The 23,424-nt window shown below is 35.2% G+C and carries 23 protein-coding genes; 3 read left to right on the top strand and 20 right to left on the bottom strand.

The features are described 5' to 3' along the window. Nucleotides 1-12: 12 nt before the first annotated feature. The 10 genes from ACECE_RS0225210 to ACECE_RS0225165 form a co-directional block, all read right to left on the bottom strand. Nucleotides 13-1,143 carry a GGDEF domain-containing protein gene (locus tag ACECE_RS0225210; RefSeq protein ID WP_010252510.1) on the bottom strand — a complete coding sequence of 377 codons (1,131 nt, stop codon included), beginning with the start codon at nucleotides 1,141-1,143 and terminating at the stop codon, nucleotides 13-15. Nucleotides 1,144-1,292: 149 nt separating this feature from the next. Next, on the bottom strand, nucleotides 1,293-2,249 hold the full coding sequence (locus ACECE_RS0225205; RefSeq protein WP_010252509.1) for an EamA family transporter: 957 nt from the start codon (nucleotides 2,247-2,249) through the stop codon (nucleotides 1,293-1,295). 192 nt (nucleotides 2,250-2,441) lie between these two features. Next, on the bottom strand, nucleotides 2,442-2,789 hold the full coding sequence (locus tag ACECE_RS0225200; protein WP_010252508.1) for a hypothetical protein: 348 nt from the start codon (nucleotides 2,787-2,789) through the stop codon (nucleotides 2,442-2,444). Between the two features lie 47 nt (nucleotides 2,790-2,836). After that, nucleotides 2,837-3,418: a lytic transglycosylase domain-containing protein gene (locus ACECE_RS0225195; protein ID WP_010252506.1), complete on the bottom strand. Its 582-nt coding sequence runs from the start codon at nucleotides 3,416-3,418 to the stop codon at nucleotides 2,837-2,839. 22 nt (nucleotides 3,419-3,440) lie between these two features. Further along, nucleotides 3,441-4,019, bottom strand: a complete 579-nt coding sequence (gene coaE / locus ACECE_RS0225190) for a dephospho-CoA kinase (RefSeq protein WP_010252504.1) — start codon at nucleotides 4,017-4,019, stop codon at nucleotides 3,441-3,443. A 44-nt stretch (nucleotides 4,020-4,063) separates the two neighbouring features. Further along, nucleotides 4,064-6,757: a DNA polymerase I gene (gene polA, locus ACECE_RS0225185; protein WP_010252502.1), complete on the bottom strand. Its 2,694-nt coding sequence runs from the start codon at nucleotides 6,755-6,757 to the stop codon at nucleotides 4,064-4,066. Between the two features lie 52 nt (nucleotides 6,758-6,809). Further along, nucleotides 6,810-6,989: a hypothetical protein gene (locus ACECE_RS31400; RefSeq protein WP_205410222.1), complete on the bottom strand. Its 180-nt coding sequence runs from the start codon at nucleotides 6,987-6,989 to the stop codon at nucleotides 6,810-6,812. Between the two features lie 166 nt (nucleotides 6,990-7,155). After that, nucleotides 7,156-7,857: a PilZ domain-containing protein gene (locus tag ACECE_RS0225175; RefSeq protein ID WP_010252500.1), complete on the bottom strand. Its 702-nt coding sequence runs from the start codon at nucleotides 7,855-7,857 to the stop codon at nucleotides 7,156-7,158. A gap of 178 nt (nucleotides 7,858-8,035) precedes the next feature. After that, the gene (locus ACECE_RS0225170) at nucleotides 8,036-9,274 is read right to left on the bottom strand and encodes an anti-sigma factor family protein (RefSeq protein ID WP_010252497.1); all 1,239 of its coding nucleotides are present in this window, start codon (nucleotides 9,272-9,274) and stop codon (nucleotides 8,036-8,038) included. Nucleotides 9,275-9,295: 21 nt separating this feature from the next. Further along, nucleotides 9,296-9,892 carry an RNA polymerase sigma factor gene (locus ACECE_RS0225165; protein ID WP_010252495.1) on the bottom strand — a complete coding sequence of 199 codons (597 nt, stop codon included), beginning with the start codon at nucleotides 9,890-9,892 and terminating at the stop codon, nucleotides 9,296-9,298. 371 nt (nucleotides 9,893-10,263) lie between these two features. Here ACECE_RS0225165 and ACECE_RS0225160 point away from each other — a divergent pair, with 371 nt between their 5' ends. Then, nucleotides 10,264-10,710, top strand: coding sequence for a response regulator (locus ACECE_RS0225160; protein ID WP_010252493.1), 447 nt, complete (start codon nucleotides 10,264-10,266; stop codon nucleotides 10,708-10,710). 146 nt (nucleotides 10,711-10,856) lie between these two features. Continuing rightward, on the top strand, nucleotides 10,857-11,027 hold the full coding sequence (locus ACECE_RS0225155) for a hypothetical protein (protein ID WP_010252491.1): 171 nt from the start codon (nucleotides 10,857-10,859) through the stop codon (nucleotides 11,025-11,027). Nucleotides 11,028-11,103: 76 nt separating this feature from the next. On the opposite strand, the gene ACECE_RS0225150 is transcribed toward ACECE_RS0225155, so the two are convergent. The 10 genes from ACECE_RS0225150 to fabG all read right to left on the bottom strand — a co-directional run bounded on the left by ACECE_RS0225150 (nucleotide 11,104) and on the right by fabG (nucleotide 22,518). Continuing rightward, nucleotides 11,104-11,760, bottom strand: coding sequence for a YdcF family protein (locus ACECE_RS0225150; RefSeq protein WP_010252489.1), 657 nt, complete (start codon nucleotides 11,758-11,760; stop codon nucleotides 11,104-11,106). A gap of 15 nt (nucleotides 11,761-11,775) precedes the next feature. Then, nucleotides 11,776-12,684 carry a signal recognition particle-docking protein FtsY gene (gene ftsY, locus ACECE_RS0225145; RefSeq protein WP_010252487.1) on the bottom strand — a complete coding sequence of 303 codons (909 nt, stop codon included), beginning with the start codon at nucleotides 12,682-12,684 and terminating at the stop codon, nucleotides 11,776-11,778. Nucleotides 12,685-12,718: 34 nt separating this feature from the next. Continuing rightward, nucleotides 12,719-16,291 carry a chromosome segregation protein SMC gene (gene smc / locus ACECE_RS0225140; protein ID WP_010252485.1) on the bottom strand — a complete coding sequence of 1,191 codons (3,573 nt, stop codon included), beginning with the start codon at nucleotides 16,289-16,291 and terminating at the stop codon, nucleotides 12,719-12,721. 114 nt (nucleotides 16,292-16,405) lie between these two features. Then, nucleotides 16,406-17,404, bottom strand: a complete 999-nt coding sequence (gene pdxA / locus ACECE_RS0225135) for a 4-hydroxythreonine-4-phosphate dehydrogenase PdxA (protein ID WP_010252483.1) — start codon at nucleotides 17,402-17,404, stop codon at nucleotides 16,406-16,408. Nucleotides 17,405-17,678: 274 nt separating this feature from the next. Then, entirely contained in the window at nucleotides 17,679-17,939 is a 261-nt protein-coding gene (locus tag ACECE_RS0225130; protein ID WP_010252481.1) for a stage V sporulation protein S, read from the bottom strand. Between the two features lie 159 nt (nucleotides 17,940-18,098). After that, nucleotides 18,099-19,109, bottom strand: coding sequence for an elongator complex protein 3 (locus tag ACECE_RS0225125; RefSeq protein ID WP_010252479.1), 1,011 nt, complete (start codon nucleotides 19,107-19,109; stop codon nucleotides 18,099-18,101). 37 nt (nucleotides 19,110-19,146) lie between these two features. Beyond that, the gene (gene rnc, locus ACECE_RS0225120; RefSeq protein ID WP_026074002.1) at nucleotides 19,147-19,854 is read right to left on the bottom strand and encodes a ribonuclease III; all 708 of its coding nucleotides are present in this window, start codon (nucleotides 19,852-19,854) and stop codon (nucleotides 19,147-19,149) included. A gap of 157 nt (nucleotides 19,855-20,011) precedes the next feature. Beyond that, nucleotides 20,012-21,250 carry a beta-ketoacyl-ACP synthase II gene (gene fabF, locus ACECE_RS0225115; RefSeq protein WP_010252475.1) on the bottom strand — a complete coding sequence of 413 codons (1,239 nt, stop codon included), beginning with the start codon at nucleotides 21,248-21,250 and terminating at the stop codon, nucleotides 20,012-20,014. Between the two features lie 202 nt (nucleotides 21,251-21,452). Continuing rightward, on the bottom strand, nucleotides 21,453-21,680 hold the full coding sequence (acpP, locus tag ACECE_RS0225110) for an acyl carrier protein (RefSeq protein WP_026074001.1): 228 nt from the start codon (nucleotides 21,678-21,680) through the stop codon (nucleotides 21,453-21,455). 94 nt (nucleotides 21,681-21,774) lie between these two features. Further along, complete coding sequence (gene fabG, locus ACECE_RS0225105; protein WP_010252470.1) at nucleotides 21,775-22,518, bottom strand: 3-oxoacyl-[acyl-carrier-protein] reductase; 744 nt, start codon at nucleotides 22,516-22,518, stop codon at nucleotides 21,775-21,777. A gap of 685 nt (nucleotides 22,519-23,203) precedes the next feature. On the opposite strand from fabG, the gene ACECE_RS30435 reads away from it, so the two are divergent. Then, nucleotides 23,204-23,374, top strand: a complete 171-nt coding sequence (locus tag ACECE_RS30435; protein WP_235716005.1) for an IS110 family transposase — start codon at nucleotides 23,204-23,206, stop codon at nucleotides 23,372-23,374. Nucleotides 23,375-23,424 lie beyond the last annotated feature (50 nt).

The raw sequence follows: 23,424 nt of genomic DNA, 5'->3' as shown, positions 1-23,424 counted from the left end.
TCCTAATAGATCTTAATTATTTAAATAGGTTTCTATATCTATCTGAACTGTTTCTCTCAGTTTTCCTATTTCATCATAACTAACTACGATATTCTTCCCTATTTCCTTTGCGTAATATAATGCTTTGTCTGCAAAATCTATAACCTCTTTTATATCTTTAGAATGTGTAGGATACTGAGCTATACCACAGCTCACCGTTACCTTGCACTTTGTGTGTTCACTGCCCATATTCAAGTTTTGCTTTTCAAGCTGTCCTCTGATTCTATCTCCAATACTCTTCACCATTTCAAGATCCAAATCCCCAATAAGGACAATAAACTCTTCTCCACCATATCGAACAGGTATGTCTGTCTTTCTGATATTTTGCATAACAATATCGCCAAACATGGATAGAAGCTTATCTCCCCATATATGACCATATGTATCGTTAAACTTCTTAAAATTATCAATATCAAACATTAAAACATTTAGTGGTTGCCTTGCGTAATCTGCATAAAGTGCTTCCTCTTCAAGCTTCTGATCAAAATAATGCCTGTTTGCAAGCCCTGTCAGCTTATCTGTTCTAGCCAGCTTAAATTCCCTTTTGTGCATCTCATCATACTTTTTAACTTCTGTTATGACAATCGACACTGCATAGGCAGTAATAAGCATAAACAAATCTCTGGTTATAAGTCTCCAATAATTAAACTCATTAAGCCTGTTTCTTTCAAAACCTAATGTAAATACAGAATACACAGTAATTGTAAAAATGGTTATATTGACGATACTTGCAATGTCTCTGCTAATACCATAATAAGCAATTATAAACAGCAAAACGATAAAGATATCCGATTGAATACCACCTAGAATATACGAGATACAACAAATCAGTACTACATCTACATAAAAAACAATTGCAACTTCTTTCTTAACTCTTTCCGGTCTGCTAAAGATAATCAAAAGAGTTATTAAAGTATTGTATATAGCCGTAAGCACCATGATCTGGTATACAGAATTTTTAGAAATGACATATTCTGAACCAAATAGAAAAGCCGGAATAATAAATATCAACAAGGTCCATCTGAAATACAGCATATTACGCTTAAATTTAGCTAATTTTTGCTTCTTTTCCTTTATAGACTCACTTATGATATCATTGATCATAGTTTCCTCTATTCCTTTTTGGATTATTTTTTATTTCACTTAAAATCGCATTTTTAGCCCAATGCAAATTTATCTCTTTTAAACATTTATCAATAGGGCTATCGATAATAGCGTTGCAATTACTTTAACCGTCAATTGATCGGCATTTTCTATACCTCCCCCCTTTTTAATCCTATCTTAACCGAAAGTTTGTTCCAATAAAGTACCAACATTATTCCAAAAATGATAAGTATAGTTCCAAAAACAAAATTTGTTGTAATTCTTTCACCTAAAATAATTACTGAAAATACAGACGCTAAAACGGGTTTAAGGAAAAAAACAAGTGAGCCTTTACTTGCACCGGTTAGCGCCAAACCCTTAAAATATGTAAGATAAGCAATACCAGTTACAAATACGGACAAATATATTATCTGAAACGTTGCAGAATAATCAAACTTAAGAACCGGAACCTTATAAAGCACCAAAAACGGTAATAATGCCAAGCTTCCAAGAAGAAATGAATAAGAATTCATTTTAAGGCTCCCGATTTTTGATGATACTTTTCCTCCTAAAACAGTGTACAGACCATATAAAACAGCCGACAACAAAGCAAGCAATGGACTTTTCAAATTCATAAAACCCTGTTTCATACCATTTAAAGATATCATAATTACACCAAGGACGCCAAACATCAAACCAACAATTTTATATAACTTGATTTTTTCTCTGTCAATCAAGGCTGCAAAAATTGTTACAAAAATAGGATTACTGCTAAATATCACAGCTGCGATAGAAGCTTTGGAATTTGGAATATTTATGCTAAGTTGCAGCAGATTCATGCTGAAAAAAACATTAATAATTCCTACTACCGCTGTCTTTCCAAGATCCTTAGGCTTTATTGCAATATCACCTTTGGCCAATATAACAAAAAAAAGTAAAACACCACCGATAAAAAACCTTAAAAAATTGACTTGAAATGGATCAACCTTATTAACTAAAGTTTTACTGACAACTTCATATGTACTGAATAAGATAATAGTAGTTAAAAGATATAAATAGCCGAACCTGTTAGATTTCAAAATGCATTCCCTTTCCTGATTTCTGCTGCCAACAACATTATATACCATTGAAATGATTTTAACATAGGTCTATTTTCCTATGTTAGGTCCTATTAATTTAAACCTATAAAATATAAGACCCTATATTCATTAACTTTATGCCCTCTTTAATATATAATAATTAATATAATAATATTATAGTAATCATTTTGTTAAATGTCAAATTCAAGGTAGTTTTTTTGTGTAAATGATAATTGCTCCTTATATATTTATTTCATCGATTGCTTCAAAACTCTTATTTCCGTCATTTATTACAACCTTTATATATTTTCTATTTCCGTAAAGCTTTTTCATTTCCTCATCAGCTAAAATATTTATATCAACACCATGTAAAACATTAACATCCAGTCTGTTAAATACATCACTCTGCATTATATTGATGATTGAATCTATATATTTTACCAGTAAATATCTTGATTTATTTTCAATAACAACTTGAATTTTTCCATTTTTACCTACCCCATACACTTCCAAATGAATAGCACCCAATTCATTTTCATTATCGATCGGATATAGTAAATCTCTTTCATATACTATTTTATTTGTCACACCTATTCCTCCTAACAAATTAGAGTTCTTTGAATAATAAAATACCACTAAATCTCTTTTTCGTAAAGTTTTTTATAAATTCTCTGATAATTATTAACTTTTTTGACATAATGCTCAGTTTCCTTGTAAGGTATTCTATCCAAAGTTTTCCCCGAACTACTATACTGGCTGTCCTTTAACCACTTTTGCACATTGCCTATTCCACCGTTATAAGCGGCTAAAATAAGATCGTTATTTATTTCACCATTATATTTGTAAAGCTCATTTCTTAGTTTTTTCAAATACCAGCACCCAATCCTTATATTAACCTCGGGGTCATATAAGGACTCAACTTGAAATTCTTCGATACCAATTTGTTCTGCTGCCCAAATGCCCGTATTATCCATTATCTGCATTAATCCCCTTGCATTCTTTCGTGAAGTTGCCCGTGGATTGAAATTACTCTCAGCTTTTATTACCGAAAATACTAGAAGTGGATCTAGTTCATACTCTTCGGAGTATTTTATAACATACCCCTTATATTCTAATGGGAATATCTTTTTACCCACACTATTTAAAACATATACAATTGCAACTAAAGCAATTATGAGTACAATTAATACCTTTAAAGACCTTCTGATTTTTCTCAACGCTAATACCTACCTATCAATATTACAAGTAATAGTAATTTTTAACCTGAAGCAGCAATTCTTCAACAGTACCATTATTAATTATTACAGTATTAGAAATGCTTTTGTAGAAGTCATCACTGAGCTGTGAATTAATTCTATCCTCTACTTCATTGTATGTAAGTCCACTTCTTTCCATAACCCTTTTTATACGAACTTCTTTATCCGCAGTAACAACCCAAACTTCATGTACCACATCTAAAAATCCGTGTTTAATCGGAATTGGCGCATCAACTACGGCGGTTTCATTATCATCCAAGCTATCAAGTCTTTCTATAATCTTTTGCGCAACATTGTTATGTGTTATATTGTTTAAAATTTCCAACTTATTCTTATCCTTAAACACTATATGAGAAAGCTTCTTTCTGTCTAAATTGCCTTCTGCATTTAGAACAGATGGACCAAAATAATCCACTATCTCATTTAAAGCATTCTGCCCCTTTTCCACTATTTCTTTTGCAAGCCTGTCGGCATCAATTATGTGCGCTCCAAAGGAAGCCAGAATTTTAGAAACAGTACTTTTACCGCTTCCAATCCCTCCTGTAACTCCAATTATTCTCACTTTGCATACATCCTCATCCGAAGTTATATTTCAGCATTCCTAATCTATTTTGTCTCATACCAGCTATTGCCGGATTTAACATCGACACTCAAAGGTACTTTCAAAGCTGTTGCATTTTCCATGCTTTCTTTGAGAATCATTGTTACCTCTTCCAACTCACTTTCGTGAGCCTCAATAATAAGCTCGTCATGAACCTGCAAAATCAGCCTAGATTTGAGTTGTCTTCTGTTTAGTTCACTATGTACCATAACCATGGCTATTTTGATAATATCGGCAGCACTTCCCTGAATAGGAGTATTCATCGCTATTCTTTCGCCAAAAGATCTAACATTGAAATTGCTTGCTTTTAACTCAGGTAAATACCTTCTCCTGTTAAACATAGTAGTAACAAATCCAAACTCTTTTCCTTGAGCAACAATGTCATGCATGTATTTTCTTACATTTGCGTACTTATCCAGATACCCATCAATATAATTTCTGGCCTCTTTTCTGGTAATACCAAGATCCTTTGAAAGGCTGAAATCCCCAATCCCGTAAACTATCCCAAAATTTACAGCTTTTGCTTTTGATCTCAAAGCTGAGGTAACTTCCTCATTAGGTACACCAAATACCTTTGAAGCCGTAGAAGTATGAATATCCTCATTATTGTTAAATGCGCCAATCATATTCTCATCATCGGTTATGTGGGCTAAAACCCTAAGTTCAATTTGGGAGTAGTCCGCATCAACCAGTTTATAATTACCATCACACGGTACAAATGCTTTTCTAATATTTCTTCCCATCTCAAGCTTAATTGGAATATTTTGAAGGTTTGGCTCGGTACTGCTTATTCTACCGGTAACAGTTACCGTCTGATTAAAGCTTGAGTGTATTTTACCCGTATGAGGATTTATAACTGCCATCAAGCCTTCAATATACGTTGATTTCAATTTTACCAGCTGACGGTATTCAAGGATGTTAGATACAATCTCATGCTTTTCTGCAAGCTCCTCTAAAACTTCAGCATCCGTCGAATAACCGGTCTTTGTCTTCTTTATAATCGGGAGTTCCAACTTTTCAAACAATACTACACCTAATTGCTTTGGAGAATTGATATTAAACTCTTCACCTGCAAGTTCATATATCTTTAAGGTAAGCTGGTTAATCTTTTCATCAAGCTGCCTTGATATAACCGTTAGTTCGTTAATATTGATCTTAAACCCATAAAACTCCATATCTGCGAGAACTCTCACCAATGGGAGCTCAATTTTATAATATAGATTTAATTGATCATTTTCATTTAGTTTATCATCAATTTTCTTCATTGCCTTATATATAATTTCAGGGTACAAACCTACCACATTTTTAAGTTCTTCCACATCCATACTTCCAAAAGGTAAAAAACTCTTGCCTTTTCCTGCCATTTCTTCTATCGGCTTAACATTCGTATTCAAAAAATCAGCTGCTAATTCCGAAATGGTATAAGTCTCCCTGGATGGGTTTATAATATAGGCGCCTATCATTGTATCAAAAGCAACCCCGTTTAGTTCTATACCATTTTGCTTTAAATAGACAATAAAATTTTTCAGGTCATGACCATATTTTTTGATTTCACCATCTTCAAATATGCTTTTAAACCCTTCTAAGAACTCATTTTCAGTAAGTCTTTCATTAATATTTAAAAAGTATGAGCTTCCCTCTTTTATTGATACACAAAGTCCTGCAAGCTTGTTTGTAAATTTATCAATCCTGTCTATCAAATAATAAAATGCTACCTCTTTTGCTTCGTGTATCTTTTGCTTTAAATCCATAACTCCCTGGCCATCGTCTATAATCTCTGTCTCTATAGCTATACAATTGTGGCATGGTTGGCTGTCTCTCAAACCAAACTTGTCAATAAAGCTTTTGAATTCGAGGCGTCTAAAAAGTTCATAGAGTTTAGGTTTATCAAATTCATTCCTTACAAGCTCATCAAAATGGCACAAAAATGGCATATTTCTATCAATGGCAGCCAAATTTTTACTCATAAATGCCTGTTCCTTATAAGTCTCAAGCTTTTCTTTAAGTCCTTTTTTAGTAATCTGCTCCAGGTTATCATATAGGTTTTCCAAACTGTTATACGTCTTTATAAGATCCAATGCGGTTTTTTCACCTACTCCCGGAACCCCCGGTATATTATCCGAGGTATCTCCCATTAGAGCCTTTACATCAATAAACTGAACAGGATCTATGCTATACTTTTCACGTATAGTGTTATAATCATATTCTTCTGTCTCAGTTTTACCGCCCTTTGTCTTGGGTATTTTTATTCTTGTACCTTTACCTGCAAGCTGCAGAGCATCTCTATCCCCAGTAATAATTATTACATCAATATCCTTCTCTTGTGCACACAATGATATGGAACCGAGTATATCATCAGCTTCAAACCCCTCCATCTCAAGCCGCTTTATACACATAGCATCAAGAACTTCCTTGATAACCGGGACCTGAACCCTTAATTCGTCAGGCATTCCTTTTCTATTCGCCTTATAGCCGTCAAATTGTTTATGCCTGAAAGTAGGTGCCTTTAAGTCAAAAGCAACACATATATACTGAGGATTTTCCTCCTCAATATACTTATTCATTATATTGATAAACCCAAATACAGCATTAGTATATAGACCGTCTGAAGTAGCTAAAAGGTTGGTTCCCTGTAATCCGTAAAATGCTCTATTCAATATGCTGTTTCCATCAATAACCATCAATTTCTGTCTTTTCATCGGTAACCTCTCAAATTATAATTTACTACTAATATTTCACAAACTTTGGTTTTTATCCATTATTTTCATCATCGCCATTTATAGACAAAGTTATATTCTCGCCTCTTGAGTATTTCTTATCGGTGGTATTGGCAGGAATGCATATTTCCATTACATACCCTTCAGGTTTTAAAATTGCGTACCCATTCTCTATTCTGTCAACAACCGCTTTAATCTCCATCGCTATCATCACCTTTTCTTATGTGTGTTGTATAAACCAAGAACATCCCAACTCAATCTTCACCTGAAATCAAATTAAGGAAATTGAATCGCATAAAACCATTTTACACAAAAACAAAACAGCCGTAAACAGCTGTTTTGTTATTTTTTATTAATATTATATCCATGTTTTATTTTTGTTATTTCAAACTGTCCAAAACATATTCTGTCTCATCACATTCAAGTCTATATATAAGCTTATCTAGTATATCCTTGTTATGCTCATCTATCTCTACAATTTGAAGACCATACTCATTATAGCCTGCTTTTTCAATAACCCTTATAACTTTAGCCCTAAACTCAAGATTTTCACCTTTGTTAACAGATGCTGAAACAGAAACATTCACCAAGCATTCAGGATCTATATCCTCCTTAAATACAGCACTAACTCCAAACATACTAATATTCTTTATAATTGCATATACGCTTTTTCCAAGCATATTTGAAAATACTTTGGATTGAAAGTTAACCAAATACCTCTTTGACTTTCTGCTGTTTTTCACCTTATGTATCTGACTGGAAGCAACCTCTACAAGCCATGGATAATTTATATCAATCTCACATATATGTCCGTTTATTATATACTCGTACTGTCCCTGCATTACGTTGCAAAATACCTGATCACCTTTAAATACATTATTCCTTAAAAATATCTCCGGAATTCTAAAATAAAGGTTCTGCCCTTCCACTTTTTGAATTACACTTAAGACAGGTTCAAAAATTGACTTATGCTTTATACTAATGACGGATCCACGTTTAAAAATTTCATCCTGTTCCTTTTTTGTCAGATCAAATGTATCCTTGTCAGTAGCAATCCAATCGGAAATTTTCAAGTCTTCCACTTTGTCCCCTCCTTATAAATAGAAAAAGTTCTTATTCGGGTTCTATGGAATATATTCGACAATTGTTTGTTTTTTCCTTCAAGGATCTTATGAAATTATAAATATCGCCTCCTGAATTTCTCAAAAAACTCTTTTTATCTGTAAAGAGTTAATGAAAAATAAGACAAAAGTCCTACCATTACTTTCCGGTTATTGTTATTGTAATTCTAATTTTCCCACCGGAATTTATGCTTGCAAGTTGTTTGAGTATATTTTCCTTCTCTTCCTTAAGGCTTTTAAGTTTCTCTGAATTGTCTGAGTCCTCCCTTTCAATGGCCGTAATATAATCATCTAAAGCCTTTAGTCTAATATTAAGCTGTTCCTCATCATTAGTAACTTTATATTTACCATTGAAGCTTGTACCTACTTCTTTTACAAACTTTTCATAGTTTGATTTATCCATATAATAGCTTACAGAATAGTCTGTTATATTACTTGCGTCATTAGCAGCACTCGAAAATCCTTTTGAAGCTGTTAATTCTGGTTGACTTTCAGTATCAAAAACAATATCATCTTCCATTTTATTACCAAACTTTCCTGCAATCTCATTCATCTTCAATTTATCAGATTCAATATTATCTGATTCCAGCTTCAAACAGATAGTACTTTCTGTATGGTTTATATCGGAATCTGCAGTTGATATGGTGTAACTAGAACTTTGAGGATCAACAGCTTGCGAAAACTCTACACAGACTGTATTATCACTTGGCGTCTCCTTAGGAACAGCGCCATCAGCTGTATGCGACTTTTCAGCAGACGAGCTTTTTATTTCACCGCTTGGTTGTAGTTCTTTTGCCGAAGAGGCTACTCCAAAAGTGCTATTTTTATTATCATTTGAACCAATTACTGTGCCACTTCCAACTTCATCTGCTTTTGTGTTTTTATCCATACTTATAGTTACATCACTATCGCCATGCTCAACAATTTCATCTTTCGCATCTTCATTCGTTAAGGCTTTTGCATCTTTTTCTTTAATAATTGTACTTAACGAATTCCGGCTTACAGAACTTTCCATATTAGCTGTGGAATTTTTACTTATATTCATAAATCCTCTTACTACAAATACTATTACCAGTACTGCAGCAACAGAAGACATTGTCTTCATTATCCTACTTCTCAAAATTATCAATTGTTTTCTATTACCAATTTCATGCTGCTCATCAGTAAGTTTTTTATGTAAAGCATCTTTAAAACTCTCCGGCAGCTCAACTTCATCAACATTTTTACACATTTTTACAACTTCATATAGTTGTTCAAACTCACTTTTGCAATGGCTGCAAGATTCAATATGCTCTTGCACCATATGTGCTCTAACTTCGTCAAGTTCATCATCTATATATAATGACAATAATTCTAAAATCTCATCACATTTTTTCATAGCCATCCCTCCCTTCATATATTATTTGACGAATTTTTCGTTCAAAAGTTCCTTTTTCCCCTGAAGAATTTTTTTAAGAGCCTGCCTTGCCCTGTTAATCCTTGATTTTACCGTTCCTTCGGGACAATTGAATATCTTCGAAATCTCCTCATAACTAAATCCCTGTATATCCCTTAGAATAATTATACTCTTATAATCCTCAGGAAGTTCTTGTATTGACTTGTTCACAGCGTTTTTTACCTCATTAGTCTCTGCTGCTATATCCGGAGTTGGAGCATTATCCGCTATCTGCCTCTTCACTTCACCATCGCTGTATTCAATTTCTTCATCTAATGATACTACCATTTTCTTTTTTCTTCTGCGTATCTCATCGAGACATACATTTGCTGTAACTTTATAAATCCATGTTGAAAACAACGAATCACCTTTAAATTTTTTTATAGATCTGAAAGCTTTTATGAAAACTTCCTGTGCCAATTCATTAGCATCATCATAGTTTCCTATCATTCTATAAGCTATATTGAACACTTTTTTTTGACAACTTTCAATAAGCTGTTCAAAAGCTTCAACATCCCCTGATTTGGATTTTTCAACTAAATTTCTTTCCTTCTCACTCATGCTGGCAGTCTCACCCCCTAGGCTTTAAAAGAATAAAAAATCTCGAAACATATAGTCCTGCTCGAATTTAGGAATGCTGAAAATATATGTTTGGCTACAATTTCACGTTCCAGCCTTATCTGACCAAATCTCTTGCCTCATCAAAACATATTATACATTCTTTTTATGCTTATTTGAACTAGTACAAAAAATAATTCATATAAACGTAATATTACTCAATTTACATATTATTACAAAGGATTTTTATTATAAAACGTAGAATAATAAATTATAGCATATAATCAAGTTACAATAATCTCAGGGACGTTTGGTCCCTTCCGGTTTTAGAACATTTGCTTCGCAAATTTCTCAAATCAAAAGGAGCTAATAGTATGATAAATACAATTTTAGTAACAGATGACAATGTTCTTGATAATGCAATAATTAGAAACTACCTCTATAAAGAAAGGTATAATATTGTCTCAGCACTTAATGGCCGTGAAGCTTTAGAGCTTCTAGAAAGCCGCAATATCGATCTAATCCTCCTTGATATGGTCATGCCTGTTATGGATGGTTACGAGTTTATGAAGGTATTCTCAAAAACTCCATTTTACAAAGAAATTCCGATAATTGTCACTTCAAGCCTGGATGGCGTTGAAAACATCGAGAAAATTCTTGAATATGATGTATTTGACTATATTATCAAGCCACTTGACCATATAAACAGGCTTATACTGGTAAATAAGATTAAGACAGCAGTAAAACATAGAAACCTCATAAGCGATCTTAATAAAGCCACAAAGATTATAGATACTCTATCAACTACTAAAAACATTTAAACCCTTAAAATTCGAAAATAAATTTTTAGAAAGTCTGTTTTAAAAGGACATCTTTTTCTAATAGACCATAAATTCCTAAACATTATATACGATAAATTACGCAAAATATCCTCTATAGAATTCTATTTTTTTAGGAGGATAAATATATGAAAATCCGCGAAGGCATGATTCCCACAGTCCTTGGGACTGTTGTAACTGCAACCGGCTTATCTATAAAACCTTTACCAGCTAAAATAAAGTGGGGGGTTGCCGGCTTTGGTCTGGCACATATAGTTCTTGGAGCTATTGACCTTGTCGAACACCGCAATGATCACTAAGGAATTTTCAAGGGCTGGAGTTATTATTCTCCAGTCCTTCCTTTGTATTATACATAATTTTCTGAAACATTCCGCGCTATTTTATCAAATGTTTTTTAAAACCCAATTCAACCAGTTTATCAAATGCTTCCCATACATTTTCAGGAATGTCCTGCTGTATCTGAAACCCTTTTTCTGCATAGACCTTAATACGCTGTAAATCTCCAACCATAATACTTATTATTTCTTCCTTTGTAATCTTTCCATCGGTATATGCCTCAAGATATTCCTTAAACTCAAATTGAGGAGAAGTTACCATTACATCATTAACATTCCAAAATTTTTTGAAAGCCGCATAAGTTCTTCTCTCCATATATGGCTTATTAACAGTAATAATTGAATTAATATTTAGATTCCTATCTAAAATTAACTCCCTGGTAAATAATATGTTTTCTCCTGTATTCGTTGATCTTGTTTCCAGGATTATTTTTTCTTCAGGCACTCCCATACTACATGCAATTTCCGCAAATTTTTCAGCTTCCGTCATATTCCATAAATGTTTTGTTATCTTCCCTAAGCCCCCCGAAATTACAATAAAAGGAGCAAAGCCTTTAAGATAAAGCTCCGCTCCCCTTTGGGCCACACGAGTATCATGACTTCCAAGTACAATTATTAAATCAGCACTAGTTAATGCATGATTCATATGGTGATAGTCCCATAAAACTTTTGCCAATACTTCTATTTCTGTATTCATGCTTGCTCCTTATAATTATGAAAACAGGGCTTCAACAAATTCTTCTGAATTAAACCTCTGAAGGTCATCCATCTGCTCACCTACACCAATAAGCTTAACTGGAATTTTAAGCTCTGAAGAAACAGCAATAACAATCCCGCCTTTAGCAGTCCCATCAAGCTTTGTCAGCACAATACCAGACACCGGGGATACTTCTGCAAAAGTCTTGGCCTGAACAATGGCATTTTGACCTGTTGTTGCATCAAGCACAAGAAGTACTTCCATTGAAGCGTTGGGTAATTCCCTCTCTATAATACGAAATACTTTTTTTAATTCATCCATCAAATTCTTCTTGGTATGAAGCCTTCCCGCAGTATCACAGATCAATACATCTGCTTTTCTTGCCTTGACTGACTGTACAGCATCGTATATGACAGCAGCAGGATCTGCACCTTCTGCGTGTTTTATTAAATCTACGCCTACTCTGTCAGCCCAGATTTCAAGTTGATCTATTGCAGCAGCCCTAAAGGTATCGCCTGCCGCCATAACAACTTTCTTGCCGCTTTGTTTGAGTTGATTTGCAATTTTCCCTATAGAAGTAGTCTTGCCTACCCCATTTACTCCCACTACTACAATAACACTAGGAGTAGTTTTTATATTTAATTCTGTGCTTTCCTTTGAAAGTATCTCTGATAACTCCTCTTTTAACAACCCTTTAACTTTAAGAGGATCAGTAACCTTGTTATCCTTAACCTTCTTCTTAATATCCTCGATAATCCTTAGACTTGTTTCCGCACCAACATCTGATGTTATAAGAACTTCTTCCAGTTCTTCAAACAACTCTTCATCAATCTTCCCAAACGAAACCAAAACCTGGTCTATTCTCTCGGTAATTACATTCTTTGTTTTCTTAAGTCCCTCTTTTAGTTTGTCAAAAAACCCCATATTTATGTCCTCCATTCAATATTCCAGCTATTCCTTAGCTTACCTTTTCGCCCATTTTTAACGACACAATTTTTGAAACCCCATGCTCCTGCATGGTAACACCATAGAGAGTATCGCAAGCCTCCATAGTTCCTTTCCTGTGTGTGATAACTGCAAACTGTGTCAGATGCGAGTATTTTTTCAGGTATTGAGCAAATTTGTAAACATTCGCATCATCCAGCGCTGCTTCGATCTCATCAAGTACGCAGAAAGGTGTAGGATTTAACCTTAATATGGAAAACAAAAGTGCAATTGCAGTAAACGCCCTTTCTCCTCCTGACAGCAACATGAGATTCTGCAGCTTTTTCCCCGGCGGCTGAACTTCAATTTCTATACCGCTTTCCAGCACATTTTCCTTATCCAAGAGGATAAGTTCTGCACGGCCTCCGTCAAAGAGTTCTTTAAATACCATATTAAAATTATCATTAATAAGCTTAAACTGCTCCATAAACTGGCGTTTCATAATTGTAACCATTTCCATGATAACCTTATGGAGTTTTTCCTCGGCCATTTCCATATCGTTTCTCTGAACCGACATAAACTCAAAACGTTCCTTAGTCTTTATATAGTCTTCAATAGCAGAAACATTAACAGGCCCTAAGTCCTTTATCTCACTTCTTATCTCGTTAATCTGCCTTTGAGCCTGAGGAAGGTTTCCAATATCCTTCTTGAACTCTAAAGCATTTGTAAAGGTAAGTTCGTACTCATCCCACATTCTGTTCTGGATTGACTCCATTTCAGACTCTATCTTCGCCTTTTTTACCTCCATACGGTTGTATTCTTCCTGCATGAGAAGAATGTTTTTATTAATATCGGTTATTTGCTTAATAATATCTTGAGACTCTTCCTCAAGAACTTTCCTTTCCTCAACTGTTCTGTCTATCTCAAAAGTCTTTCCTGATTTTTCTTCTTCATACCCTTTAATCAAAAGTTTCAAACCCTCATTTTTCTCATCTAGCGATTTGACCTCTTCTGCATTTTTTATCTTCTCAGCTTTCTTTCTTTCAACGCTTTTAGTCAAGCTATCCCTTTCAGTTAGAATTCTATCGAGAGCTTCCTTTACACCTGCAATACTCTCTAAAATTGAATTTACAGAAATCTTATAATCAGTAATATCTGTATGCAAAGCATCACGGGTAGATTGTCCTTCCTTATGCTTGTCCTGATACTCCGCGACAACCCTTTTCGTCTCAGCAATATCATTTTCAATCTGATTTAACTCTTCAACATATTTTGAAAGCTCAGTCTCTGTATTCTGTTCCTGTCTGGCAAGTTGTTCCTTCTCTTGCTTTAGCATTTCTATCCTAGCAATTGTTCTCCTTATGTTATCCTCTATCTGAGCTAAATGACTTTCATCTCTGATTTTTACAAGTTCATTATTCTTAAGGCTTCCTTCCTCAATTGAAACATCATTTATAACACTCTCAAGCTTTTGGGAAATCTCATTAATATTTTTATCTAAAGCTTCGTCTTCCGCCTTAAGTCTTACAAGTGCCTCATCAAGCTCCTGTACTTCCCTGTTTCTGCTCAATATTCCAGATTCCCTATGCTCCTTACTTCCTCCGGACATAGATCCCGTAGTACTTAGAATATCGCCCTCAAGCGTAACTATTCTAAAATTGTAACCAAATCTTCTAGCCATTTTTATTCCAGAATCGAGTGTATCAACAATAACAACCTTTCCTAAGAAACTCAATATAATGCCTCTATACTCAGGACTATAGGAAATCAAGTCGGATGCAACACCAATAAAACCATCCTGCCTTTTTATATCATTCAATGTATTACTATCAAAGCTCTTTCCATTGACTGAGGAAATAGGAAGGAAAGTCGCCCTTCCAAGCTTGTTTGTTTTTAAATATTCAATTGCCCTCTTGGCATCTTCTTCGCTTGTTGTTACAATGTTTTGAAGCGCCCCGCCAAGAGTCATCTCTATTGCAGTTTCATACTTACCATCAACCTTAACAAGCTGTGCTAAAGCACCATGAATACCTTTACCGAATTGCGGCGACTGCTGGCACGCCTGCAATACCACTTTAACACTTCTATTGTATCCTTCAAGGTTTCTTTCCATATCCTTAAGCATCTTTTGCCTGGAAGTTTTAAATTGAATATCCGATTTGACGGTATTCTGTTTTTTCCTTTCACTTTCGAGGGTCTGCCCATACTCGCCTTTCTTAGTATTTAAGGTCTCAAGTCTGTTTTTCGCGCCTTTTATCAGCTCATTCGTCTTCGAAATGCTATCGGAAAGGTCTTCTTTCCTCATACCTTCCCGGTCTTTTTCCAGTGTAAGCTGTACAACTTCATCAGCTATACTTGACTTTCTCTTATTAATAACCTCTATATGGTTTTTAACATTGTTTATCTGTGTCTTTTTATCGGACTGAAGATCTAACTTGTCCATAATGCTCGACTTCAGATTTTCAATATACCTTTCATGTTCGCCTAAAGTAGCAAGAACGGCCTGAAGCTTTTTATCCGCTTCTTCCAGTTTGCCATTGTAGTCCTCAAGCCTTTCATTCAAATACTTGATTTTTTCATTTCTTGTAACTTCTTCTTTTGCTATACTTTCAAGCTTTTCGTTTACCTCGTCAATTTCTCCGTCAAGCCTTGATATATTCGATGAAAGATTACTCTTTTTCTCATCATTTAGCTTAATTTCAGAATTACATTTCTCTAAGCCGTTCTCAAGGTTATAGAACTCCTGCCTTGAATTATCCAGCTTTGTCTCAAGCTCTTTCAACAGCACAAGCTTCTTTTGATTTAACAAGGTTATATCTTCAAGCTTCTTATTGTCACTATCGATATTATCCTTAATGGAAATATAGCTTTCTTCAAATTCCTTTATCTTTTCCTTAAACTTAGAAATATTCTCAATATACACATTTACTTCTAATTCCTTAAGGGTATCTCTTAAATTCAGATACCTCTTTGCTACATCTGATTGTTGCCTCAAAGGTTCCAACTGGGTTTCAAGTTCAGTTATGATATCGTTTATCCTAACCAGATTCTGCCTTGTAAGCTCAAGTTTTTTCTCAGCTTCAAGCTTCCTTACCTTATACTTCATAATACCGGAGGCTTCCTCAAAAAGGTGTCGTCTTTCCTCCGATTTTGTACTTAATATTTCATCAACTCTACCTTGTCCGATAATGGAGTAACCATCCTTACCGATACCAGTATCTAAAAATAGTTCATAGACATCCTTAAGACGGCAGGAAGTTTTGTTTATAAGATACTCACTTTCTCCTGAGCGGTATACACGTCTGGTTATAGTCACTTCACTATAATCAAGGGGCAGAGAATGATCTGCATTGTCAATAGTCAGAGAAACTTCAGCGAACCCCAACTGTTTTCTGTGTTCTGTGCCGGCAAAGATGACATCTTCCATCTTTCCTCCCCTTAATGTTTTGGCACTTTGCTCTCCCAGAACCCATCTGATTGCATCGGAAATATTGCTCTTGCCACTTCCATTAGGACCGACAACGGCTGTAATACCTGAATTGAATTCAAGATTTATTTTATCTGCAAACGATTTAAATCCCTGTATCTCAAGCCTTTTTAAATGCATTAGAACACCCCGGTATCTTTATTAAAAATCTTCTTTTGGGATAGGTACAATTTTGCTATAAACAAATATACCTATTAATTTTAACATAATTTTTTTTTTTATCAATAGATATTGCTACCTGTGTCTATAGCTTTGAGAATATTTCGAAGCCGTCAAAATTGCCTCTGTCATGCTTATATGACTCGCTTTTCCAGTCCCGGCAATATCAAAGGCTGTACCATGATCAACAGATGTCCTCAAAAACGGAAGGCCTATAGTTATGGCTATTGTTCGCTCAAAATCAAGCGTTTTTGTCGCAATATGTCCCTGATCATGATAGAGCGACAATACAGCATCATACCTTCCTTTATACGCAAGATAAAAAACCGAATCTGCTCCAATAGGACCTACAACCTTATAGCCCATTCGAACAGCAGCTTCTACCGCAGCTTCAATATGCCTTTCCTCATCTCCAAATAAGCCGTGCTCCCCACAGTGTGGATTAAGCCCTGCAACCGCGATAGTTCCATCCTTTATTCCCAACATGTTAAGCGCTTTAGATGACCTGATAATATAGTCTAAAACCCGTTCTTTTGTAATCATGTCACACGCTTTCCGCAGTGATACATGCCTGCTCAGGAAAAAAACTCTTAACGACCCAACCTCAAACATAGTTAACGGATCATTAGTATTGGTGAGCCCTGCAAAAATCTCAGTATGTCCTATATAGTCAACACCTGCCATTTTTAATGACTCTTTATTTATTGGAGTTGTAACAACCGCATCAATTTTGCCATCTAGCGCCAAATCAATTGACTTTTTTATATAATTGAATGCTGCTTCTCCACCTAAAGCCTGAACTTTTCCATATTCAATCTTACAAGTATCTACGGTCTCCTCACTTATTAAGTATATCTTATCGGGGCTCGGATTCATGCTCTCAAAACTTTGCACTACATCTAATTCAGATTTCAACCCACACACCGTCAAAGCTTTTGTTATTGCATCCCTGCTTCCTATAACAACAGGGCAGCATTCCTCATATATACTTTTTTCTTTAAGTGCTTTAACTGTAATTTCAGGACCAATTCCTGCCGGATCTCCAATTGGTACTCCAATAATTGGCTTGTTCATCAATAACTCCTCCCATATATTGTATCCTATACTTATCATCAAAACAAAAAACTGGTAGTGCCAATACTAATTACTGACATTTCGTTTTCTTTCATATCTTTAACTGACTCGAAACAGTAGGTGGAGTCTGGTCATCAATAACTCTATACTATACCTTATATTTCACAAAAAGCGAATATCATACATGAAAAAAATATAAAGCCACCATAATTTCTTAAACATAAAAAAGCTGTTCTTAATTAAGAACAGCTTCAAATTACACTTTACTTTGATTCTATCTAGGCTCTACAAGGAACTTAATTGCCGTCCTTTCTTCACCGTCAATAGTAATAGATGAAAAAGCTGGAACTGTTATAATGTCAATTCCATTTGGTGCTACAAACCCTCTAGTAATTGCAATTGCTTTAATTGCTTGATTCACTGCTGCGGCTCCTACTGCTTGAATTTCTGCATTTGATTTGCCCCTTAAGATTGCTGCTAAGGCCCCTGCTACCATTTTTGGCTGCGATTGAGCTGATACCTTTAATACCTCCATACACTTTTCCTCCTCCATAAATTATGAAAATTATATAATTCTAAAATTATAACAATTCTATCTCTAATTATGTTAACCATTCTATGGTCATTTATATCTCTAACATATAATCTTATTATTATTTTATACCATTCCAAAACAACCCACAATATCACAAAATTAATATTTTACATCATAAAGTTCACATACATGTCCCTGTGGATAAACCTTTATTTCCATATATCCATACTTCTCTTTAAGATATTTGATATTAAACTTCTTCTGACCTATAATATTTGATATATCAACCTTATCGGCTAATATTGTCAGACTTTTCTTGTCACCAAGCTTATTTCTAACAATAATGCTTTCAATACCGTTTAGAGCACGCCTAGAATCAACAAGCTGTCTGAATGCAGGATGAAAAGGTCCAGCTACTACATCTCCTCCGTCACAAATACTATCAGTTGGCTGCAATCCAACTCTTATAACATTTATCTTATTACGCTCATATACGTCCATCAGCCTTGCACATAACTCAACAGCATCCTCAAGATTCAGCGGTGCATATTGCCCAATTTTGTAAGCTTTCTCTAAATAGGTTTCTTTTATTACCAGAGTCGGATATATTCTTACTATTTGCGGTGCTAGCTCTACTACCTTTTTAGCCGTTTTAACCGCTTTTTCAAAATCATCACCGGGCAGACCTATCATTGTCTGAATTCCAAGTACAAAACCGTTTTCTTTAATACTCTTTGATGCCTTTATAACATCATCAACACTATGTCCTCTAGTACTTTTTTCAAGCACTTCACTATCAAGGCTTTGGACTCCAAGCTCAATTGTTGATACTTTGTAAAGCTTTAAATAATCTAATATCTCCTCATTAATATAATCGGGCCTTGTTGATATCCTTATACTCCTGACATATCCTTTATCTATATACTCGTTGGCTATCTCCAGAAATTTAATCTGCTCTTCTCTGGCGATACCGGTAAAACTTCCTCCAAAAAAAGCTATCTCTACAAAAGCATCATTACCAATCGTATCCAAATGCGACTCAATAACAGAACGCATTGAGCTTTCAGTAACCTCTTCCTTTTGACCGCTGATATTCTTCTGATTACAAAATATGCAATCGAAAGGACAACCTTTATGTGGTATGAAAACTGGTATAACAACATGCTTCAAATTATCATTCCTCCCACACTATAAAGCACATCAATAATCATGTTATTTTTTTCAGAGAAGTCTTTGCTGCCATCTGCTCAGCTTCTTTCTTTGTACGACCTTCTCCAACACCAATAACTTTATCATCAAGTTTAACCTGGGAAACAAATATTTTACTGTGATCCGGACCTTTTTCATCAATAATCTCATAGGTAACTTTTTGATCGTTATTTTTCTGAATAATCTCTTGAAGCTGTGTTTTATAATCCATAAATATTTCGCCTTTAATTGAATCATCTATAAACTTTTCCATCTGGCTTAAAACAAAGCTTTTCGCACTTTCCAAACCACCGTCAAGATAAATTGCCCCAATTAATGCTTCCATCGCATCTGAAAGTATAGATGTCCTTGTTCTTCCTCCTGTAATTTCCTCTCCCTTGCCAAGTAGAAGATATTGACCAATACTTAAGTTATTTGCACAGTTTTCCAACGAAGCTTCACAAACAACATTTGCCCTAAATTTAGTCATTTCTCCTTCAGAGAGGTGAGAGTAATTCTTATAAATATTTTCACTTATAACTACACTTAGCACAGAGTCTCCCAAAAACTCCAAACGCTCATTGCTAATCAACTTTTCGCTTTTATATTCATTTGCATAAGAACTGTGTGTCAAAGCTAAGACCAAGTTATCCTTATCTTTAAATTCATATTTTATTATCTTTTCAAAACTCTCTATATTATGCATTAAGGAATCTCTATTCACCATTGCAACTCCAATCTTCCGGACACTATACTATACATTTAGGAAATATAAAAATATATACTATGGTATCCAGACATAACTTAAATAATTTATCAAAAAAATTTTACAGGGAACGGATAGTATCCGCCCCCTGCAATTATAAACCTGATAGTTATGAAAATCAATCCTGATATTTTTTTAGAACAATGGTTGCATTGTGTCCACCAAATCCCAATGAATTTGATAAGGCATACTTAATTTCCGATTTCCTGCCTTGGTTAGGAACATAATCCAAATCACATTCAGGGTCAGGAGTCTTATAATTGATTGTAGCAGGCAAATATCCTTCTTTCAATGAGAGAGCTGTTATAATTGCTTCAACTGCTCCAGCAGCTCCAAGAAGGTGTCCTGTCATAGACTTAGTTGAGCTTACAGCAAGTTTCTTTGCATGTTCGCCAAATACAGTCTTTATTGCCGCAGTTTCAAATTTATCATTGTATTCAGTTGAAGTACCATGAGCATTTATATAGCCTACCTCTTCAGGTCGTACTCCTGCATCGTCAATAGCCATCTTCATACATCTTGCTCCACCTTCACCTTCCGGTGCAGGAGCTGTTATATGATGGGCATCATTAGTACAGCCGTAACCAACAACTTCAGCTATTATATTCGCTCCCCTTGCCAGTGCATGATCGAGTTCCTCCAAAATGAGGATACCTGCGCCTTCTCCCATAACAAATCCATTTCTTTCAGCATCAAATGGTCTGCTTGCCATAGAAGGATCTTCTGATGTGGACATAGCTTTCATTGAACAAAATCCGGAAAACGCCATTGAAGTAATACTTGCTTCAGCACCACCTGTAATCATAATGTCTGCATCCCCACGCTGGATTACTTTAAAAGCATCTCCGACAGCATTTGTTGATGTTGCACAAGCAGTAACTACGCATTCATTGAAACCCTTGGCACCAAATTGTATAGCAATAAGGCCTGCACCCATGTTTGAAATCAACATAGGTATAAAAAACGGACTTACTCTTCCTGGACCCTTTTGAAGAAAAACACTGTGCTGATCTTCAAAGGTCTCTATTCCGCCAATCCCTGAACCAACAACAACTCCAAACCTGTATTTATTAACTTTCTCCAGATCAATTCCAGAGTTATCAACAGCCATTTTAGCAGCCGAAAGAGCAAATTGTGAATATCTATCCATCCTCTTTGCTTCTTTTTTATCGATAAACTGAGAAGGGTCAAAATCTTTTATTTCTGCTGCAACTTTACAATTCATATTTGACACATCAATTCTTGTAACCGCACTAATACCGTTTTTTCCTTCTTTTATTGAATTCCAGAAGTTATCAGCACCCATTCCCAATGCAGAAACTACTCCCATTCCAGTAATAACTACACGTCTTTTCATATTCCAACCTCCCATTTAATTTGACAATTTAAATTTATGTATTTAAACGCTTCTGCCATTATTTTTTTAATAGATAATTCTAAAAGCTCATCTTAAAGATTACAATAAAAACCTCGCAAAGCTTGATTCCCATTGTTTTTAGGCCATTTGCTCCTCAAATCCTAAAATAAGGATAAAAAAAGTCCCTTTTAAGGGACTTTTTTTATGAGTTATTTTTAATGTAATCAACAATATCTCCAACTGTTGAAATTTTTTCAGCCTCACTGTCTGGTATTTCGAGGTCAAATTCCTCTTCCAGTGCCATAATCAACTCAACAATATCAAGTGAGTCTGCGCCTAAATCATCTATGAAGGAAGATTCCATTGCGATTTCATCTTCTTCAACACCTAACTGCTCTACTATAATTTTTTTGACTTTTTCGAACACTATTGTTCACCTCCTTCCACAGGGGGTTATTTGGTAAATATAAACTTCAAATGTAAAACTATAATGTAAGACCACATAGTGTTACAATAAGATATTATTACATAACTAAACCGCCGTCAATATTTATTACTTGACCAGTTATATAATTTGCTTCTTCTGAAACGAGAAAACCAACAACATTAGCCACATCTTCAGGCGTCCCATACCTTTTTTGCGGAATGCTATTTAAATAATTCTCCTTCACATTTTCAGGCAATACCTCTGTCATTTCAGTAGCAATAAGTCCAGGAGCTACCGCATTACAATTAATTCCCCTTATAGCAAGCTCTTTGGCTGTCGCTTTGGTAAGGCCAATTAATCCAGCTTTTGAAGCTGCATAGTTTGTCTGGCTTGGATTTCCTATTTCACCGATCACAGACGTAACATTTATAATCTTACCACTTCTCTGTTTCATCATAATTTTTGAAACAGCCTTTGTACAAAGGAACGCACCTTTTAGGTTAATATCTAAAACATCGTCCCAATCACTCTCTGACATTTTTATTATTAGCTTATCTCTTGTTATTCCAGCATTATTTACAAGTATATCCACACTTCCAAAAGTATCTACAGCAGTGTTAACCATTGCCTGGACATACTCAATATCTCTTGCATCACCAATTGACACAACTACATTTATCCCTGCAGCTCTAAATTCCTCAAAAGTTTTATTAAGAGCATCCGAAGCTGTAGTACCGTTTAATACTATGTTGGCTCCCATTTGTCCGAGCTTTCTGGCAATTGCTTTTCCAATCCCTCTGCTTGAACCTGTTATAATTGCAGTTTTCCCCTTTAATTGCATACTATTCACTCCTCGTATAATATATTTTGTAAGGTTTAAGTCTTAGATTTTCCAGTTGAACCCCTTACATTTCCTTGTTCATTTACCATAAATCAACTGGGAGTTTTCTTTACGAAAACTCTTTGAGGCAATGTAGCTGGGGTGCAAAAAAGTTTTTTAAGTGCGGTTTACAATGAGTGGGGCCCATATGATAGCCTGCTAAGGCTGCAGCCGCCATATCCCCTTTACTCCTTCTCCAAAGACCTCCTTTGGGGATAGGGTGGCTGCCTCTTCGGCTGCCTAATCATATGGGGGAGGCTCGTTGTCAACTGGATTCTTGAAAAAGTTTTTTGTACTCTAGCACTGACTCAAAGCTAATGCTCCTTGATAATTTGATTTTTGTTAGCTATTGAACTTAACTAATGCTCGTGTAACAATAATAGTGGCTATTGAGGATGGTTCTGTTCAACTCCTGTAGGGCATTTTTATGTCGCTTCTGTTAAAGTCAGTTCCCCTGGCCTGATGTTAGCTTTAAACCGCTGGGTGTTTTTCTCTTTTTATCTCTCTCCTGTATGGCAGTTCAAGGAGTCGTGCATAGAGATTCAAGAGGTGTATTCTAATTGCGAGGATGTTGATGCGTCAGGTACCACGGGCATTAGTTAAGTTCAATAGCTCAAAATTTTTAATCAGAAAGGTGGTGATTTCATTGTCAAATTCATTGTTGGTGGGTATTGATGTTAGTCTCAAAGACAATAAAGTCCGTATCCTCCATCCTGATGGAACCAGTCTTGCTAAATTTGTTGTTTTAAACTCAGTTCCAGGTGCAAATACTCTCTCTAAAAAAGTTACACAACTCGCTGAAAAAAAACAACTTTGACTCAATCACTATTGGTCTTGAATCTACTTCTGTCTATGGTGATCCTCTTG

Origin of the sequence: Acetivibrio cellulolyticus CD2 (assembly GCF_000179595.2) — a bacterium.
GTDB lineage: Bacteria > Bacillota > Clostridia > Acetivibrionales > Acetivibrionaceae > Acetivibrio > Acetivibrio cellulolyticus.
Note: the sequence above shows the minus strand (reverse complement) of the source record. Positions and strands in the feature narration are given on the sequence as shown.